We start from the raw sequence: 18661 nt of genomic DNA, 5'->3' as shown, positions 1-18661 counted from the left end.
GCTTGTTAATTAAACAAAAAATCCCTTCTGACTAATGACTGATGACTAATAACTAATGACTAATGACTAATGACTAATGACTAATGACTAATGACTAATACAACCAGTAAATACTCGCTGTGCCGGCCCGGTCATGTAAATTCGCCCAGAAACTTCCGCCCATTCGATTTCCAAAACGCCGCCGGGGAGTTCAACCGCAGTTACCCGATCGCACTTTCCTACCAACACTCCAGCTACCACAGCAGCACAAGCACCAGTCCCACAAGCTAGAGTAACACCCGCGCCTCTTTCCCACACCCGCATTTTTACGTAGTCTGAACGTACCACTTGAATAAATTCCGTATTGGTACGCTGCGGGAAGGCTTTGTTGTGCTCGAATTGAGGCCCGACAGTTTCTAAAGCAATCGCCGCAACATCCTCTACAAAAGTAATGCAGTGAGGATTGCCCATGCTGACGCAGGTAACAGACCAAGATTTATCAGCAACTTCGATCGGCACATCTATAGCTTTGGCATCCGCTGCAGCCAAAGTTGTCGGAATTTCCGCAGCCAGCAGCCGGGGCACTCCCATATCCACCTTAACCTGACCGTCCGATCGCAATTCCGGGCTAATCACACCAGCCAGAGTGTGGATGCGGTACTGAGTTTTCGCCTCTGACCCGTCCAAATCCGCGATAAACTTAGCCAAACAGCGAATCCCGTTGCCGCACATTTCCGGTTCCGAACCATCGGAGTTAAAAATCCGCATTGTATAGTCAGTGTCGTTTTGACCCGGAAGAGCAAATATCACACCGTCTGCGCCAATCCCGAAATGTCGATCGCACAAATCCACAGCTTGTTCTGGCGCGATCGCGGGTTCTGACGAGTGGCGGTTGTCAATCAGAATAAAATCATTTCCCAGTCCGTGATACTTCGCAAACTCGATCGGCATAAAAACAAACCTCTTTTGGTTAAAACGGATTAGATAATTTGATGACCAAATTACCCATTTCCCAGTATTATAAAACTTTATGCAATTTATAGTCCTTTCTAGTGAAATATAAACAAATATAATATTTATAACTCCACAGGGATATCTAATTAATGCTGATGTCAATCCCTCAATGAATATCGGTCGAAAACTAGCCGCCAACTTGTTTATCCCTCATCGGGTAGACGCGCTTGTAGTTGCGGCAGTAAGGGTTAAACGGTATAAACAGAAGAATATGGTTTAAGGTAATATTTGACTATATTTTTCTGAACTATGTCTGAATTTGAAACCGGATTGCCCAGCGTTCGCTTAATACAAAGCTACATCAAAGACAAACAACAGGTGGAGATCAAACTCCTTACCGGCGACTTACTAGCGGGCAGAATTTTTTGGCAGGATAATAGCTGCATTTGCCTCCTCGATCCGTCAGAAACACAAATTCTGATCTCGCGGCCAGCAATTGCTTATCTCAAACCCAACGGCTGAGGAGAGTGGGAGAGGGGGAGAGGGGGAGAGTGGGAGATTGGGAGAGTGGGAGAGGGGGAGATTGGGAGAGTGGGAGAGGGGAAAAATCTTCCCTCTTCCCTCGAACCTCTTCCAACTTCGGTCTTCCTGACCTCCGTTACATCCGTTACATCCGTTACATCCGTTACATCCGTTACAGAATCCGTTGCCGAACTTCCCTAATCGCTAAACAGCTTTTCACTGACTTGGGCCTTGACCAAAGGCAGCTTGAAAGCAGGTTGCGGCACCGGCGGTGAGGCCGTCCGCTGCATCAAGCCGAGTTCGTAAAAGCCGCCGCACAGCAGCAAACGATCGCCTTCTTGCAAATTGGTAGTTCCGTCCGGCCAGCGAGTAAATTTCCCTTCCCGGCGGATCGCCCGCACCTGCACCCCGTACTGGGTCAGCACATCTACCTCTGACAGTTTTTTGCCCGCCCAAGGGCTCTTTGCTGGCAGCCTCAGCCACTGGCAAGAACTGTCGCCTTGCGGCACTGCAACTTCCCCCTTCGCCAGCAACTCAAAACTGATGAGTTCTTCCGGTTCTCCCACTACAAAAAGTCGATCGCCCGACTGCAAAGCTGTCTTCCCGTTGGGATAATCAATTTCCTCGCCATTCTGGCGGACGATCGCCATTACACTGACCCCTGTCAACTGCCGCAAGTTAGTTTCTTCCAGAGTCATGCTGGCGATGGGAGAACCCGACGGCAAGCTGTACCACTCGCTGTTCATATCTCGAACCGCGACTTTCAAATCCCGCGAAACCGCCAAAGGTTCGCGCGGTGGCCGCAATTCCAGATAGCGGCTGCTGCGAATTTGCTGCACTTCCCGCGCGATCGCCATTGCCGAGATCCCAATACTAGCCAACAAGTGGGAAGACAGTTCTAAACTGGCCTCAAACTCCGGCTGCACAACTTCCCAGGCCCCCAGTTGGTAAAGCAGTTCGATGTCTTTATCTTGGTTGGCCTGCACCACAATATCCAAATCCGGGACTAATTCTAAAGCCCGCTTCAGACACAAGCGAGTGCTCATGGGATCGGGAAGGGCGATCGCCATTGCTTTTGCCCGTTCCACCCGCGCGGCTTCCAATACGTGCAAGCTGGCAGCATTCCCGTAAATGTAAGGAATTCCTTGGACTCTGCACTCTTGAATTCTACTTTCTGACTCGTCGATCACCACAACTGAACAGTTGCGGCTTTGCAGCATTTTGACTAAAATTCTGCCGACTCGCCCGTAGCCACAAACCACAACATAATTTTGTTCCGGCAAAGTTTCAGCTATTGCCACAGGTTGAGATGTTTCGTCAAAATAGCGCTGCAAAGGCCCGAAATTTTCCGCCCATTTCAATAACTGTGGCACGCTTCTCAATACAAACGGAGTTAGCACGAGGGTGACTGCTGTCGTGCCTAAAATTAACAGGTAAACGTTCCGCGAAACCAGCCCCATAGCTTGGCCGGCACTAGCGAGTACAAAGGAGAATTCTCCTATTTGAGCTAAGCCCAAACCTGCGATCAATGCTGTTTTTAGCGGATAGCCAAATAGTCGGACGATCGGCGTTATAATCAAGAATTTGCCGACAAATACTATAAATACCAGTCCCAGAATTACTTCTAGATGGTTCCACAGAAACATCGGGTCAATTAACATTCCGATGGTGACAAAAAATAAGGATGCAAAAATATCTCGCAAAGGCTCGACATAAGTTAAAGTTTGGTCGGCATATTCCACCTCCGAAATCATTAAACCCGCCACAAATGCGCCCATCTCGATCGAAAAACCCAAATATTCTGTCAGCAGCGCAATCCCTAAAGCCAAAACCACAACTCCCAGCAAAAACAGTTCCCGACTTTCTGTTTTCGCGAGGTAGCGCAGCAACTGCGGTACCATCCAAATGCCGGCGACTACAGCACCGACAGCAAATAACCCGATCCGCAGCAGGGCCCACGCTACCGTCATGCCGATCGCTTCTGCTGGCTGATTGAGTGCCGGCAAAACTGCTAGCATTAGCCCCAAAGCCAAATCTTGAACTACTAATATTCCCAGCATGACTTGACCGTGGGAAGTACCGGATTCATTGCGTTCCATCAAGCATTTCAGGACGACTGCGGTCGAGGAAAGCGACAGAATCGCTCCTAAAAACACGCCTTGAGCGGGCGATTCTACCCAGCCTACCGCCAAGGAAATTGCAGTAGTAATGGCGATCGTCAGCACAATTTGCAAGCCCCCCCCGCCCAAACTAATGGCTTTAACTTTCTGGAGTTCGGCGAAAGAAAATTCCACTCCCAAGGCAAACAACAGAAAGGCAACCCCGAATTCAGCCAGGGTGTCTACCTGAATTAATTCTTTAATTAGCCCCAAACCTGCCGGCCCAACTACGATCCCTCCCAGCAGGTAGCCGAGAATTACCGGCTGTCGCAACAGCGATGCAAAGAGTCCTCCTGCTGCGGCAGCAGCGAGAACTAGAACTAAGTCAACGATCAGTCGGAAGTCTTCTTGCACAACTTTATGAAAAAAGTATAAAGTTATATTATAGTGTCTAATGTGTTGACTATGTTTAGTGGGTTAACTGTAGTTGGGGAGCAAGGACAACGGCCACCCTTGACCCAGGTATTTTCTCATGGCGCAGAGTTCAACTCCTCACAAAAAGCTTAACCTCTTGCAAGTTTATCGAGGGATTGCGACTGTATTAGTGGTAATGTTTCACCTCAACGAGATGAGCGCCGAGAGATAAAATCAAGTTACTTTTTTTAATTTATTTCAGGCAGGCTGGAGCGGTGTTGATTACTTTTTTGTATTGAGCGGTTTTATCATGGTGTACGTTCACAGATATGCGATCGGTAAAAAAGACCAATTAAAATCTTTTTTAGTCAAGCGCGCCGTGAGAATTTATCCCATATACTGGATTATTACTCTGACACTTTTGTGTTTTTTTCTAGTAATTCCCGGTTTTGCTAACAATCAAGATTTAGGTTTAGGATACGTAATTGGCTCGCTTCTCTTGATTCCTCAAAATGAACAGCCCATTCTCGTGGTAGGTTGGACTTTAATTTACGAATTATATTTTTACTTCCTGTTCAGTATAGCTATCTGGTTCAAACCAAAACATTCTGTACCGATACTTTCGACTTGGCTATTTGTCACGATTCTACATTTTTGGAAAATTGTAACATTCCCCAACTCTTTTGTCTGGCTGGCTCTAGTATTTGGGGGTATGAATCTAGAATTTGTTTTGGGCTGCATGGCTGGGTATATTGTGATTAAATATAACAATAAGATCGGCAAGTACAGGTGGATATTGTTTGGAATAGCAAATTTAGGATATGTTATTTTAGGAATCCTCATCGCCTGGAGAAACATAGAGTTCCGGCGCGTCCCTACTTTTGGAGTGCTAGCAGCTATGTTAATCATTGCTGCTACCTCGATAGACCTCAAGGATTCCCCTAAAATTCCTTATTTTTTAATTTTCTTGGGAGATGCCTCCTACTCGATATTTCTGACCCACTCGCCGCTGATTTTAGCAATGACAAAAATTTTGCAAAAGGCGAATTTAGGAAAATATTACGACGGTTTCTTTGCTCCGGCTCTACTGGCAGTGTTCGCCGTAGTTTTCGGTTGCATATTCTACTCTTTGATAGAAAAACCATTGACAGTTTTTCTGCGTAAAAATATTGTTGAAAAAATGTTTCATCCCAAAGCAGAAGGCCGAATCTAACCATCCCAGGAGATACCCGAGAATTACCGGCTGTCGCAAAAGCGATGCAAAGATTCCTCCTGCTGCGGCAGCAGCGAGAACTAGAACTAAGTCAACGATCAGTCGGAAGTCTTCTTGCACAAGTTTATGAAAAAAGTATAAAGTTATATTATAGTATCTAATGTGTTGACTATGTTTGGCGCGTTGACTATAGTTGGGGAGCCAGGACAACTGCAACTATAGAACCAGGTATTTTCTGATACCAAAGAGTTTCACTGCTCAAAAAAACCTTAATCTCTTGCAATTTGAGCGAGAGATTGCGCCTTTATTGGGGGTAATGTTTCACCTCAACGAGATGAGCGCCGAGAGAAAAAATCAAGTTACTTTTTTTAATTTATTTCAGGCAGGGTGGAGTGATTTTAATTACCTTTTTGTAGTGAGTGGTTTTCTCAGGGTGTACGTTCACAGATATGCGATCGGTCAGAGAAATCAGTTAAAATCTTTTTTAGTCAAACGCCCTGTGAGAATTTATCCGATCTACTGGATAATTACTCTGACAGTCAAGAAGAACCCTTGCTGGAAAAACTAGGAGGGGGAAGAATACGACGACATGGCTACGCGAACACCCTCTATCAAAGAAGAGCCGATGCCTTCTTGATACGGGCTGTGACACAGGTGCAAGATGCGATTGAACCACTTGGGATCTGTATGGCCGAGAGAGTCAAGCTCCATCCTTGTTAAGAGTGAGATAATACCGCCTGTAGATTCGGGGCCTTTATCGGTATTATCCAAGCCACTATTGCCACACCACTCCGCAACCTTGCCGTGCATATCGTAAAGTCCAAAAGCATTAGGCGGAAAACTCCCCACATCCTTTATTTGGCGTTCAAGACCCTGCGGTGCATCAAAGTCGAGATGATTGCCGTCACGGTTAACTTGTTGGATAATTGACAAATAAGCACCCTCAAATGGGGCTGCTGTTGCACCGGCACGACAAGCATATTCCCATTCTGCTTTACTCAGAAGACGATATTTTTTACTGGTTTTTTGCGATAGTTTTTTACAGAATCTAAATGCCTCCCGCCACGATACATTTTCAACAGGACGTTTTTCGCCTGTGAAACTCGATTGGTTGGTTCCATTTCCCATAACTGCTTCCCACTCTGCTTGGGTGATCGGGTATTTGCTTGCATAAAAAGCGGGTATTGTGACTTGAGGCTTCTCACCTTCCCCATAATCTCTATATCTATCAACTTCTGTTACTGGCGACTCTACCATCAATGTGCCACCGGGAATGTAAACCATTTCCAACACAATTCCATTTCCTAGGTCTTCGGGGAAGTAGAAAGCAAACGACTTGCTGCGACTGCTTTCTCGTCCATTAGAATTAACAGTGATGACATCAAAATCAAAAAAATAGTTTTGTAAATGTTGTTTTATCTTCTTCTCATTTCTATCTTTCAGTAGTGAATAGACAGCTAATTTAACCTGTACTGACTCATCCTGCAATGCTCCCAGTATCAAATCTAATCCTGCATCTCCATATTTGAGCGCATCGGAGAGTGCGGCGATTCTAGCTTCGACAGAGGGCAAGGCCAATCGGGTTTTAACGCCGGCAATTCCTCCCTGTACCGCCGCACTGACAGGAATTGAATTTTGCCCCCCTTTGACTGCATCGTATTCTCTGGGTTGATCGCGATCGCTTGGCATAGCATTTTAACCTCTGTAATATCTACAACTGTGGCATTTAAATAATAAATATGTCAAATATTAAAAATTTATAATATTTTTGAAATAAGTGTTTCTGTGTCATGTTAAATGCAGCGCACGGAAGTGAAACATCTCAGTATTTTCCCACAATCTCAGATCATTCGCTGCGATCGCCCTCCACTCAGAATGACAAAATTATACCGCGATCGAAACCGTGAAACATCCTCTGATGCAGCTTTGCTACAAAGTCAGCAAATAGCGCCTTGCGCTCCGCTAAATCGCGATACATTTGCTGAGTTGGCGCAAGTCGTAATAGTGCGTTATCCTTGGCGGTGAGAGGGTACTAAAATTAGAATCTTTGGGTAACATTAGCCAGACAAAGATTAAGGATATCGGTCATCACAAGGACTGTGAATCAAACCAACTCCGAGTCAAGTGCGGAAATAGTGGCGGGTGCTATTTTGGGGTATAGGTTGTTGAAAGCAAACATGAAGAAGGCGATTTTGAGTGGGGGAATTGTTGTCGGCATTCTCAGTTTGGTATCCCCGGTACAAGCTTTGCAGGTGAAGGTGACGCCGGCAAATCCCGAACTAGGAGATACGCTGTCAGTAATGATTCAGGTAAACAGCAGCAGCGGAACTCCAACGGTTTCCGTACAGCAAAAAAACTACCCAGCTTTTCCTACGGGCATCAATCGCTTTCGGGCCCTGCTGCCGACGACGCCGCTCGATCGCCCCGGTACCCGCCAAATCCAAGTGGCGGAAGACGGAAAGGTGCAAAATTTGAGCGTGCAAGTGCGCGTTCGATCGCACATCGCCTCGCGATCCGTTGGCACTCCCCATCCGTTTCTGGGACTGCATCGTTGTGTCGATCGCACCCTCGCAGGTCAAACTCAACAATCTAATCAATCTAGCCACCATAATATCGGATAATTGTAAAGCAATTCACCAAGCCAAAAGCATGAGTATTGACCAATTAAACACAGACTACGGCATTGCCGGGAACCTCACCTTCGCCACGGGAAACGGTGGTTTCCCGATGATTCACATCGACAACGGTCAAGCCAAAGCCTTAATTTCTGTGTATTCCGGTCAAGTGCTCTCCTTTCAACCTGCCACCGAAACCACAGACTTGATGTTCGTCAGCGAAAAAGCCTACTATGCCGAAGGGAAAGCCATCAAAGGCGGTATACCCATCTGTTGGCCCTGGTTTGGCCCAGATCCCGAAGCCTTGGGGCGTCCGAGTCACGGGTTTGTGCGGAATCGCCTCTGGAATGTGCTAGGAACCGCCACAACCCCCGACGGCGCAACCAAAGTCACTCTCGGACTCAAGGATACCGATGAAACTAGAGCAATTTGGCCCCAAGCCTTTGAACTGGCGATCGAGATTACGATCGGCACAACCCTCACTGTAGAATTAATCACCCGCAATCTAGGCGACAAAGCATTTCCCCTCACCCAAGCTTTCCATACCTATTTCCAAGTCGGCGATATCAACCGCGTGCAGGTTTTAGGTTTAGAAAATAGCCAGTATCTTGATAAAGCGGATGGTGGTGTGGAAAAAACTCAAGTGGGTGCAGTGGTAGTAACAGGTGAAGTCGATCGTATTTATCTTGATGTCACCAATGAATTAGTCATTGACGATAGCGCCCTCAATCGCCGTATTCGCATTAAATCATCTGGTAGTAAATCCGTCGTAGTGTGGAATCCTTGGGTGACAATTTCTGCAAATATGGCCGACCTTGATGATGCAGATTATCAGCGTTTACTCTGCGTAGAAACGACCAATGCAGCTACAGATATTGTGGAAGTTCCCGCTCATGGTGAGTTCCGCTTGCAGGCAATTTACAGCGTTGAACCCCGCTAAGGAATCACAGCTTAATCTCAGCGGTGATTGGTCAGAAATTCCCCGTAAGCTGTTCCACATTTCAATTGGATAGTTGGCGCGTTGCTCAAATCCCACCCACAAGACTGGGATTGTTTCTTTAAATACAACTTAAATGCCGATTAGCTGATTGAATTGAAAAACTCTGTCACCCTAATGACTAATAATTTCATGTCCGATCGAGTGACCGCGATTAAAAGGGCGGGTTTTTGAGATTGTCAATTATTAGCAGATATTTTTTGTGAACCCGCCCCTACCGTATTAGGTAATCGACCGGACATGATATAATACCAAATCCAAAATTTCTCCCCTGTTTATTTCTGAGTCAGCGAAAGACGTTCGGCAAAATTGAGTCGAACGGGCCGCAGAGGAAAGTTTGTATAATCGGTTTCAACCGCCGACTCCGATCTTTTTAGTTACCCTCAATATTATTATGCAAATCTTCAACTGGACAAAACTTCAAAATGGATCAGACATTCGCGGTATCGCCCTCGAAGGCGTCCCCAATGAAAAAGTCAACCTAACGCCCGAAATTGCGACAATCTTAGGTAAATCCTTTGTCAGTTGGCTGGTGCAAAAAGTCAATAAACCTGCGGCCGAATTAACGATCGCGATCGGGCGTGACAGTCGCCTATCAGGGCCAACCTTAATGCAAGCAGTCATGGAGGGAATCGCCTCAGTTGGTGCAACCGTGTACGACTTTGAAATGGCCTCAACCCCCGCCATGTTTATGAGTACCATTACCCCTGGCTTTGATTGCGACGGCGCGATTATGCTCACTGCTAGCCATTTGCCATTTAATCGAAATGGCTTAAAGTTTTTCACTGCCAAAGGTGGGTTACAAAAGCAGGATATTACAGATATCTTAACACTAGCCCAAAGCAATTACTTTCAGCCAGCCGCATCGCCCGGTAACATTACAAAGCATGATTTTATTTCTGTTTATGCTAACCAATTTGTCAAAAATATCCGGGAAGCCGTCAATCATCCAGATAATTTTGAGCAACCACTAACAGGATTAAAAATTGTTGTGGATGCGGGTAATGGTGCTGGCGGTTTTTATGTTGATAAAGTCTTAAAACCTTTAGGTGCAGACACCACCGGCAGTCAGTTTTTAGAACCTGATGGTACTTTCCCCAATCATGTGCCAAATCCCGAAGATAAACAGGCAATGCAGTCAATTTGTCAAGCGGTAATTGAACATCATGCTGATTTTGGGATTATTTTTGATACCGATGTCGATCGCAGTGCGGCCGTCGATGGAGTTGGCAAGGAACTGAATCGCAATCGCTTAATTGCCTTGATTTCTGCCATTATATTAAAAGAACACCCAGGCTCTACCATTGTTACCGATTCTATCACCTCCGATGGCTTGACACAATTCATCGAACAGGATCTAAAAGGGATTCACCACCGCTTTAAACGCGGGTACAAAAATGTGATTGACGAGTCGATTCGCCTCAATGAAGCCGGACAAGAATCATGGCTAGCGATTGAAACCTCTGGACATGGAGCTTTGAAAGAAAATTACTTTCTGGATGATGGCGCTTATTTGGTCAGCAAATTATTGATTGAATTGGCTAAGTCAAAGCTAGCAAATCAATCTTTGCCAGAGTTAATTGCGAATTTAAAAGAACCCGAAGAAAGTGCCGAATTTCGGATTAAACTTGGTGTAGATGATTTCAAGGCTCACGGCGATCGCGTGATTGAACAACTGCAACAATTTGTCTCAACGCAAGCAGACTGGAAAATAGTTCCCAATAACTATGAAGGTTTGCGAATTTCCTGCACCTCACCTAGCGAATCCGGCTGGTTTCTGTTACGCTTATCACTCCACGATCCGGTGATGCCTTTGAATGTTGAGTCTAATGTTAAGGGTGGTGTTGCTCACATAGTGCCTCGGCTTTTAGCTTTTTTCCAAACAACAGAATCCCTTGATTTTTCGGCACTATCGATCTAAGTTTTACTCGTGTCAGACTATTAGTAAACCAAACCCAAGGAGGAATTTAATCATGTGGCTTTTAATCATAAAATGTTCTGCTGAAAGCTGGGATACCCATTCCAAAGCTTTCAAAGCCATTGCTGCCAAATATCCGGCCACGCCTTCCTCTTCCAAAAAGATGAAAGGCGATGGTCAACGCATCATGGAATATCAGCTTGAGAATGTCAATGATGTAGAGGAATTTATGGAAGAATGCTTGACCTTAGATGGTTTCACCGCTGCCTTTGAATCCCTCTAATTCTAGGTGATAGATTATAGCCATTCTCAATTTTTATCTCATACCATTTTAGATGTGAGATTTTAAAATTGGGAATTAATACTATTTACTCAAAAATTAGGCTACAATAACTAGAGAGTTTTAGGAAGGTTCTCCGAAAATAAACTGCCACGAAAGAATTGATTTAAGAGCAGAGGAGTTAAAAATAATTTTGTGGTAAGCTGCTACGCATTTAAATTGAATCCAGAGACGGGCAGGATGCCCGTTCCACAATAATTATAGAAAACTTGACTGTCAAATTAGGTGTACAACAGCTTAGCGCCGTGAACTATAACTAATATTAATTATTAAAAGTTATGCAACAGTAGCTAGGACTGATAAAATATAATCCCATCCGCTTAGGAATGAGAATTAAATAACTTCCACAAGTTTGTGGGATGGGCGTCCCGCCCGTCCCACAATAACAATTAAAATTGTAAGTTATTTAATTCGCGATCCTTAGAGATGAAGAGTGTTTCTGTGGAAACTTGGGTTTTCCTAGATTTGTAGTGGAAACGGTAGTGTGAGCGTCTGGCTCAAGCGGGCTTTCCTCCCCGCACTAGAGAAATTTTTATTATTCTTATCACCTCAAGTTAAGCATTTATTTAAGTTAGTCTCTCATCTCCCAATCTGTTACCAAGCTTTTTACCTACGGCTGTTTCTCTCGAATCATTGCGGATTGGTATAGTTAGTCTAGATATTAAAAACATATCAGCGAGACAAAGGTTAAGGACAGCTAGTGATGGTAATGAGTGTGAATCGAGACAACTGCGGGCTAAGTACGGAAATAATTACAGGTCGGATTTTGCGGTGGGGGCAGTTGAAAGTAGACAAGCTAACCGCCAGTTCGATCGGGGGAATTGTTGCTGGCTTTCTGAGTTTTGCCCTGCCGGTGCAAGCTTTGCAGGTAGTTGTGACGCCGGCAAATCCCCAACTGGGAGATACGCTGTCAGTAATGATTCAGGTTGACGGTAACGGCGGGGAAACTCCAACAGTTTCTCTACAGCAAAAAAACTACCCCGCGTTTCCGATCGGCAACGGTCGCTTTCGGGCCCTGCTACCGACGACGCCGCTAGAGAAACCCGGTGCCCGCCAACTCCAAGTCGCAGGTGACGGACAAGTGCAGAAGTTGAGCGTGCAAGTGCGCGATCGCAATTTTCCCACTCAATCCATCTGGCTACCGCCTGGGAAAGACAGCGAAGGTACAGATGCTGAATTCGATCGCGTAGACGCATTTAAAGCACTCGTGACACCCGAAAAATTTTGGGACGGCAAATTGTTGCGCCCCAACTCCGGCGAAATTACCACTATTTACGGAGTTCGCCGATACTATAATGGGGTATTTGCTCAGGACTACTACCACCGCGGCGTTGATTACGCGGGTGCTTACGGTTCCCCTGTAGTCGCACCGGCAGCAGGTCGGGTATCTCTAGTGGGACGCGAATCCCAAGGGTTCAAAATCCACGGGAACGTCGTTGGTATCGACCACGGTCAAGGGCTAGCAAGCATTTTGATGCACCTCAGCCGGATTGATGTCAAGGAAGGCGATTTTGTGAAAGCAGGTCAAGTAATTGGTACTCTGGGGTCAACGGGGGCTTCGACAGGCCCTCACCTGCACTGGGGACTTTACGTGCATGGGCAGTCGGTCGATCCTGTACCTTGGCGGCTTCAGGGAGTTGAGTAGGAGTTTTTACAGGTTTTGACGGATAAAGCAGTCAATTATGGGGTAAGTTTGTGGCTGGGGTGTGCAGATAACTGTGATGGGTTATCAGTATTGAGTTAGGATTTATATAAAATTTCTCAACTCAACTCTCAAAACTTGAATCTCAAGACGCTAACAATCGCGTCTTCACAAAACTTTATTGATGATGCCGTTGAGCGGGGACGCATATATGAGTATTGAAAAAATTGTTGAACAGGCTTTGCAGGATGGCTATTTAACGCCGTCTATGGAAGCTGAGGTGGGACGGATCTGCAATACGGCTTCGGAATTGTCGATCGAAGAGTACATGGCTCTCGATCGTCTCATGGGATCTTTGTTGACTGGCGAAGTTGTGGTTCTGCCACGCAAACAGTTCATCAACGTGATGGAAGAGTTGGTACTCAGCGATGCGATCGCTAGAGTGGCAGAAATTGAGGCGACGAGTGACCTTAGTCTGGATGTGGGAGATATTGCAGCTTATGCTTTAAATAGGCTGCCACCTCTGTACGCTACGACGGAAGAGGGAGCTCATTTTCAAAGGGCCAGGGCTAAAGAGCAACTTCACGATTTGATTTCCAAAGAAGTCAACGCAGCGATCGCCCGCAACTTGGATCGGCCCGACACCCCAAACCCCACAGCTTTGGGCAAGTCTTCGGGAAACGAAGTTCTTTCACAGCTAAGCACTTGGCTGCAAGCTAACGCCACTAATTTTGAGCCGCAGCCTTAGTACCACCCCAATAGCTCTATTTTAGATTAAGTCGATCCCGCTCAATTCAGAAAGCGGGATTTTTAGTTTCCGCAGCGCCCAAGATTCATCAGAAGGCAGAAGCCAGAAGGCAGAAGCCAGAATTCAAGAACAAAAAATTAAAATTTAAGAGTTTTTATTTGATGTAAAAAATAAAAAACTCCCTCTTCCTTCTTCCTTGTTCCTGACATCCGTTACATCCGTTACATCCGTTATAAAATCCGTTGCCGAACTTCCTTCTTCCTTCAAACGATTAATTGCTGCTGTCAGAAGACTCAGCCGAAGGGCCAGCGGTAACTTTTGTCTCTCGCTTTTCGCGTTTTTTCCGTTCCGCTTGGATGACATCTTGAAGCACTATTCGCGCTTGGGCCATTTTTTCCAAATTGCTGCGGTACAAATCTAAATCTTTGCTAACTTTGTCTTCTGGCAGGTGCAAGGCCGCACTGACTTTGGCGATCGCATCGTTTCGCGTGTCTTGGTCTTTTACCAAGTTAGGGTCAGCTTTTTCTAATAGCGAGAACAAACCGATCGCGAACAAGCGGCTGTACTTAAATTGAGGGTTGCTGGCGATCGCCCCTAAAGACGCTTGCAAATCCGCTGTATCTTCAAAGCTGGTCGAGCGATCGATCCACGAGAGCAACTCTTGCCCGGAAAGTCGATCTGCCACGCTTTCCAAGCGCTGAGCGTCTTGCTTGTAGCGCTCTGGATCGTCTTCTAGGGACTTGCACAAAGCGTTAAAAATCGAAACTCTGTCGGCTTCTGGGGCGTACCCAAGCATGAATCGATCGAAAGCTGTCACTACACCCAAAGCATAAATCGGGTCGTATTGAAAATCGGCATTCGCCGAAAGCAAGTGCATTTCTACCATCAACTCTTCCACCACTCGACGGTAAATTGAGTTGATCGGTCGAGTGTGAATCGTATAGAAACTTCGCTTAGTATCTGAAACAGTACGGTTATTGTTCACCTGAGTCTTATAGATAAATAATTTTGCCGTAGCGGGCGTGCCAGCGCGGCGTGAGTAAAGTCGGGGGAGTCTCTCTGCGATCGGGCTGACAAAAATTGCCAGTTTTTTAAGCGTTGCCGCCGGATTGCGAGACAAAATTTTATCTAAAAATATTTTACGCGCGATCGGCAGCAACAATTAATATGTCGCAATATGAGGGAAAAAACCCAGTATCTTTACAATCATAGCTCTTCTGGGATCGCTCATAAATCTCATCTTCTGACTTGCCCAGCCTTGATATGGTTTTACATATCACAATAACTTTTTCTTGTCAATCCCTAATCCTCAAAAAACAAACATGACAATTTCTCCTGAATTAATAGCTTTAGCCCAGTACATGGCGGGCGAATTTGACAACCGAGAACAAGCGCTAGCAGAGCCGGCGTGGTACGTCCACCTTCGTATGTGGCAAAGACCACTACCCGTTCCTTTATTTTCCGAACCCAGCATTGCCCTGTTTGCCGAACAAGCCAACATTCTGGAATTAGACAAGCCATACCGCCCCCGCATCGTGCAACTGAGGCACTCACAGATAGCGCCAGGACTTATCGAAGCTCAGTATTATATGTTCAACGACATTGCAGCCGTCAAAGGAGCCGGTTGCAACCCCGACTTGCTGGGAAAGCTAACGAAGGAGCAAATCCAACTCCTCCCCGGCTGCACCCTCTCGGTTGCGGTGCAAAATTTAGCCTCAAACGGCTATCGATTTCGGGCATCTTTGCCGGAGGGCACTCGCTGCGGCTTTGCCTACGGGGGGCAAAATTACCAAGTAGACTTGGGATTTGAAGCCGCAGGCGAGGAATTTCTCAGCTACGACAAAGGAATAAGCCCCACCACAGGCAAGGCTATCTGGGGAGCTTTAATGGGCCCTTTTAGATTTGTCAAGCGTCAGGATTTTGCTGCTGAGATATTGGTTTGAAGCAAGAAGCAACAAGAAACTAGGAAGAAAAATATAGCTATCTAGGATAGAAGGCAAGACTTTACCTTGACCTATTCTTCTACTTTAGTGTTTTGGTGAACCTCTCAACCTCTCAAGAAAGGAAGAAAGCATAAGGAAGCTGGCAATAATTTACCTGCTTCCTGTTCTTGTGCAGGGTTCCGGCGCTTTTTGTGAGCCTCAAGCTTAAATTGCGCTTACACCGCAACCGATGCAAGCGAGAGTGGTCAACTTGCGCGCGGCACCCCCTCTAGAGCTTCTTCTTCCGTTTCAAAGATTTCAAACACAGAATCCATCATGGTGACTTCAAACACCAGTTTGGCTTCGGGATGAACATTGCAAATGCGGAAACTTCCCTTAACTTTATCCGCATCCCGCATACCTGCTACAAGTGAGGTCAGGCCAGAGCTATCGATAAAGTTAACCTGACCAAGATTCACTACAACATGGCGGCTAAGTTTGGAAATACACTCTTGCAACTTGAGGCGGAATTGCCAAGCTGTAGTGATGTCCAACCGTCCTGTCGGTGCTAAGACGATAACTGTTGTACCGTCTTGAAGCGTGTGGGTTTTTTGATCAATATGAATCACTGACCCTTCCCTCAAATTTATTATCTATCGCGGTGGTTACTGTCCCAGTAGTTTAACTCAGGTCGGTGACTGCTGAGGCATCCAATTCGCCCAATCTTGCGGTTTTAAGAACTTGGAGTAGAGTTCGGCTTCGGGAGAGTTGGGTTCTGGCTCGTAACAGTATTCCCAGCGTACCAAAGGTGGCAGGGACATGAGAATCGATTCGGTGCGTCCGTTGGTTTGCAAACCAAAGGTCGTGCCTCGATCGTACACCAAGTTAAATTCAACGTAACGGCCACGGCGGTAAAGTTGGAAATTACGCTCGCGCTCGCCGTATTCTTTCGATCGGTGCTTTTCAACAATTGGGGTGTAAGCTGGCAAAAATGCCCGGCCGCAGTCCTGTACGAAGGCGAACAGCGACTCCCAAGTCCTCGGTTCCGGCACGCCGATGTTGTTGCTGCACTCAGCGGCCTTGCCTTTGACATGATGGTCGCGGTAAAGCGCGCCTTGAGCGCTTTGGTAGTCAAAAAACAGACCGCCCACGCCGCGGGTTTCTTGGCGGTGGGGGAGATAGAAATATTCGTCGCACCAAAGTTTAAATGTCGGATAATATCCGGGATGGTGGCGATCGCAAGTTGCTTTCAGAGTTTTGTGAAAATGAGCTGCATCCTCAGCCAAGGGGTAATAAGGAGTCAAATCCACACCGCCGCCAAACCACCAAATCGGCCCGGCCTCAAAATAGCGGTAATTCAGGTGAACCGTAGGCAAGTAGGGATTGCGGGGGTGCAGCACCATCGAAGTGCCAGTTGCATAAAAATCGTGACCTGCAGCTTCGGGGTGCTTGGCCAGAATCAAAGCCGGCAAACTTTCGCCCCACACTTGGGAAAAATTGACTCCCCCTTGTTCAAACACATCGCCTTCGCGCATGACGCGAGAACGTCCGCCCCCGCCTTCGGAGCGTTCCCAAGAGTCCTCCTTAAATTTGCCAACGCCATCGAGCTGTTCGAGGGATTGACAAATTTCGTCTTGTAGGGTTTTCATAAATTGGCTGACTCTAGCTCTAGAGTCAGCGGGCGGCAAAAACGGGGAAGTGGCGGTTTTAAGTGTGGTAGAAACTGTCATCCGATTTAAGATTTAAGATTTTAGATTGAAGAATTGAAGAATTGCGACCACGGCTCAATTCGCCTATTGTGACCAAATTGCTTTCGGTCGTAGAAATTCTTGCCGATCGCATTTGAGTTTGAGATTGACCGTGAGTCCCAAATCCTGTCGTCATGTAATTATGCCACCGCAGGTCTGCAAACGATCGCTATGAAGTTACATTAAAAAATAGCAATAAAAATATACTTAAACCTGCGATCGAAAATTCGCAAACCCAATTGCAGAGCTATGGTGGAGAACACAATGCCCAATACACTCGATGTTAGTTCAGTCTTAGAAATCCTGCGACCCGTGCAAGACCCCGAACTGCAAAAGAGTTTGGTGGAATTGAACATGATTCGTAACATAAAAATTGACGGCGGTGTCGTCAGTTTTACTTTAGTGCTGACAACGCCTGCTTGCCCGCTGCGAGAATTTATTGTCGAAGATTGCCAAAAAGCGGTCAAACAGTTGCCAGGAGTCGAAAAAGTGGCAGTGGAGGTGACAGCCGAGACGCCGCAGCAGAAGGGAGTGGTCGATCGCCAAGGCATTGAAGGCGTGAAAAATATTATCGCAATATCCAGCGGCAAAGGCGGCGTCGGCAAAAGCACGGTGGCGGTAAACGTCGCAGTAGCGCTAGCCCAAACCGGCGCTAAGGTGGGTTTGCTGGATGCGGATATCTATGGGCCCAACGACCCCAATATGTTGGGTTTGGGGGACGCAAAAGTGATGGTTAGGGACGGAAAAAGCGGGGAAAGCCTCGAACCCGCCTTCAACTACGGCGTCAAATTAGTGTCGATGGCATTTTTAATTGACAAAGACCAACCCGTGATTTGGCGCGGCCCGATGTTGAACGGGATCATTCGGCAGTTCCTGTATCAGGTGAATTGGGGCGATTTAGACTATCTGATTGTCGATATGCCTCCGGGTACGGGAGACGCGCAGTTGACAATGGCGCAGGCTGTGCCGATGGCTGGTGTGGTGATCGTGACGACGCCGCAGACTGTCGCTTTGTTGGACTCCCGCAAGGGGTTAAAGATGTTCCAGCAGTTGGGAGTGTCGGTGCTGGGAATTGTGGAAAACATGAGCTATTTTGTGCCACCCGATATGCCCGATAAGCAATACGATATTTTCGGTTCCGGTGGCGGGGAAAAGACTGCTGCTGAGTTGGGAGTGCCGCTGTTAGGCCGCATTCCGCTGGAAATTCCGTTGCGGGAAGGTGGCGATTCGGGGGTGCCGATCGTCGTGGGACAACCGGGTTCTGCTTCAGCTAGGGAGTTGCGGGCGATCGCGGGTCGCATTGCCGGTAAAGTTTCCGTAGCAGCCTTAGCCTAACTCACATCTTGGATTGTTAATCAGCTTTTGATGGGCGGGCGTCCCGCCCAACCCCTACTCCCCACAAGAAACCTGTTGAATTTGTGGAACAGGCATCTTGCCTGTTGAATTTGTGGAACAGGCATCTTGCCTGTTGAATTTGTGGAACAGGCATCTTGCCTGTTGAATTTGTGGAACAGGCATCTTGCCTGTGCTTGTTTGTGGAACAGGCATCT

At 46.7% G+C, this 18661-nt stretch carries 17 protein-coding genes and 1 pseudogene; 11 read left to right on the top strand and 7 right to left on the bottom strand.

The window, feature by feature from the left end:
• Positions 1 to 87 precede the first annotated feature (87 nt).
• Positions 88 to 930 (bottom strand): diaminopimelate epimerase, encoded by an 843-nt coding sequence (gene dapF / locus QT992_RS04425; RefSeq protein ID WP_333376603.1) that lies wholly within the window; start codon positions 928 to 930, stop codon positions 88 to 90.
• 312 nt (positions 931 to 1242) lie between these two features.
• Between dapF and QT992_RS04420 the strand changes: the two genes are divergently transcribed.
• Positions 1243 to 1455 carry an Hfq-related RNA-binding protein gene (locus QT992_RS04420; protein WP_333097600.1) on the top strand — a complete coding sequence of 71 codons (213 nt, stop codon included), beginning with the start codon at positions 1243 to 1245 and terminating at the stop codon, positions 1453 to 1455.
• A 197-nt stretch (positions 1456 to 1652) separates the two neighbouring features.
• Here the strand turns inward: QT992_RS04420 and QT992_RS04415 are convergent, their stop codons facing one another.
• Positions 1653 to 3968: a cation:proton antiporter domain-containing protein gene (locus QT992_RS04415; protein WP_333376601.1), complete on the bottom strand. Its 2316-nt coding sequence runs from the start codon at positions 3966 to 3968 to the stop codon at positions 1653 to 1655.
• 283 nt (positions 3969 to 4251) lie between these two features.
• Here QT992_RS04415 and QT992_RS04410 point away from each other — a divergent pair.
• A pseudogene (locus QT992_RS04410) lies at positions 4252 to 5181 on the top strand (acyltransferase family protein); the annotation flags it as partial.
• A 564-nt stretch (positions 5182 to 5745) separates the two neighbouring features.
• Here QT992_RS04410 and QT992_RS04405 read toward each other — a convergent pair.
• A complete protein-coding gene (locus QT992_RS04405; RefSeq protein WP_333341592.1) occupies positions 5746 to 6870 on the bottom strand; it encodes a formylglycine-generating enzyme family protein in 1125 nt (374 codons plus the stop codon).
• Positions 6871 to 6978: 108 nt separating this feature from the next.
• Between QT992_RS04405 and QT992_RS04400 the strand changes: the two genes are divergently transcribed.
• The 7 genes from QT992_RS04400 to QT992_RS04370 all read left to right on the top strand — a co-directional run bounded on the left by QT992_RS04400 (position 6979) and on the right by QT992_RS04370 (position 13441).
• On the top strand, positions 6979 to 7206 hold the full coding sequence (locus QT992_RS04400) for a hypothetical protein (RefSeq protein WP_333341590.1): 228 nt from the start codon (positions 6979 to 6981) through the stop codon (positions 7204 to 7206).
• Positions 7207 to 7280: 74 nt separating this feature from the next.
• A complete protein-coding gene (locus tag QT992_RS04395; RefSeq protein ID WP_333341588.1) occupies positions 7281 to 7802 on the top strand; it encodes a hypothetical protein in 522 nt (173 codons plus the stop codon).
• A 28-nt stretch (positions 7803 to 7830) separates the two neighbouring features.
• A complete protein-coding gene (locus QT992_RS04390; RefSeq protein WP_333341586.1) occupies positions 7831 to 8736 on the top strand; it encodes a D-hexose-6-phosphate mutarotase in 906 nt (301 codons plus the stop codon).
• A 451-nt stretch (positions 8737 to 9187) separates the two neighbouring features.
• Positions 9188 to 10714 carry a phosphomannomutase/phosphoglucomutase gene (locus QT992_RS04385; protein ID WP_333341584.1) on the top strand — a complete coding sequence of 509 codons (1527 nt, stop codon included), beginning with the start codon at positions 9188 to 9190 and terminating at the stop codon, positions 10712 to 10714.
• 52 nt (positions 10715 to 10766) lie between these two features.
• On the top strand, positions 10767 to 10994 hold the full coding sequence (locus QT992_RS04380) for a hypothetical protein (RefSeq protein WP_333043850.1): 228 nt from the start codon (positions 10767 to 10769) through the stop codon (positions 10992 to 10994).
• A 760-nt stretch (positions 10995 to 11754) separates the two neighbouring features.
• A complete protein-coding gene (locus QT992_RS04375; RefSeq protein WP_333341599.1) occupies positions 11755 to 12696 on the top strand; it encodes a M23 family metallopeptidase in 942 nt (313 codons plus the stop codon).
• 208 nt (positions 12697 to 12904) lie between these two features.
• Positions 12905 to 13441, top strand: a complete 537-nt coding sequence (locus QT992_RS04370; RefSeq protein ID WP_006631395.1) for a late competence development ComFB family protein — start codon at positions 12905 to 12907, stop codon at positions 13439 to 13441.
• A gap of 271 nt (positions 13442 to 13712) precedes the next feature.
• Here the strand turns inward: QT992_RS04370 and psb29 are convergent, their stop codons facing one another.
• Positions 13713 to 14426, bottom strand: a complete 714-nt coding sequence (gene psb29, locus QT992_RS04365) for a photosystem II biogenesis protein Psp29 (RefSeq protein ID WP_333322434.1) — start codon at positions 14424 to 14426, stop codon at positions 13713 to 13715.
• A gap of 337 nt (positions 14427 to 14763) precedes the next feature.
• Between psb29 and QT992_RS04360 the strand changes: the two genes are divergently transcribed.
• Positions 14764 to 15384: a chromophore lyase CpcT/CpeT gene (locus QT992_RS04360; RefSeq protein ID WP_333376598.1), complete on the top strand. Its 621-nt coding sequence runs from the start codon at positions 14764 to 14766 to the stop codon at positions 15382 to 15384.
• Positions 15385 to 15629: 245 nt separating this feature from the next.
• Here QT992_RS04360 and QT992_RS04355 read toward each other — a convergent pair whose 3' ends face one another.
• Both QT992_RS04355 and hemF read right to left on the bottom strand, forming a co-directional pair.
• Positions 15630 to 15992, bottom strand: a complete 363-nt coding sequence (locus QT992_RS04355; RefSeq protein WP_006631392.1) for an STAS domain-containing protein — start codon at positions 15990 to 15992, stop codon at positions 15630 to 15632.
• 57 nt (positions 15993 to 16049) lie between these two features.
• Entirely contained in the window at positions 16050 to 17093 is a 1044-nt protein-coding gene (hemF, locus tag QT992_RS04350) for an oxygen-dependent coproporphyrinogen oxidase (protein ID WP_333233669.1), read from the bottom strand.
• Positions 17094 to 17375: 282 nt separating this feature from the next.
• Between hemF and QT992_RS04345 the strand changes: the two genes are divergently transcribed.
• On the top strand, positions 17376 to 18446 hold the full coding sequence (locus QT992_RS04345; protein ID WP_333057242.1) for an Mrp/NBP35 family ATP-binding protein: 1071 nt from the start codon (positions 17376 to 17378) through the stop codon (positions 18444 to 18446).
• 16 nt (positions 18447 to 18462) lie between these two features.
• Here the strand turns inward: QT992_RS04345 and QT992_RS04340 are convergent.
• Positions 18463 to 18661, bottom strand: a 199-nt coding sequence (locus tag QT992_RS04340; protein ID WP_333376595.1) for a hypothetical protein, incomplete at its 5' end; no start/stop codon positions are given.

It is taken from the genome of Microcoleus sp. T3_D1 (assembly GCF_036700405.1).
Taxonomy (GTDB): domain Bacteria; phylum Cyanobacteriota; class Cyanobacteriia; order Cyanobacteriales; family Microcoleaceae; genus Microcoleus.
Note: the sequence above shows the minus strand (reverse complement) of the source record. Positions and strands in the feature narration are given on the sequence as shown.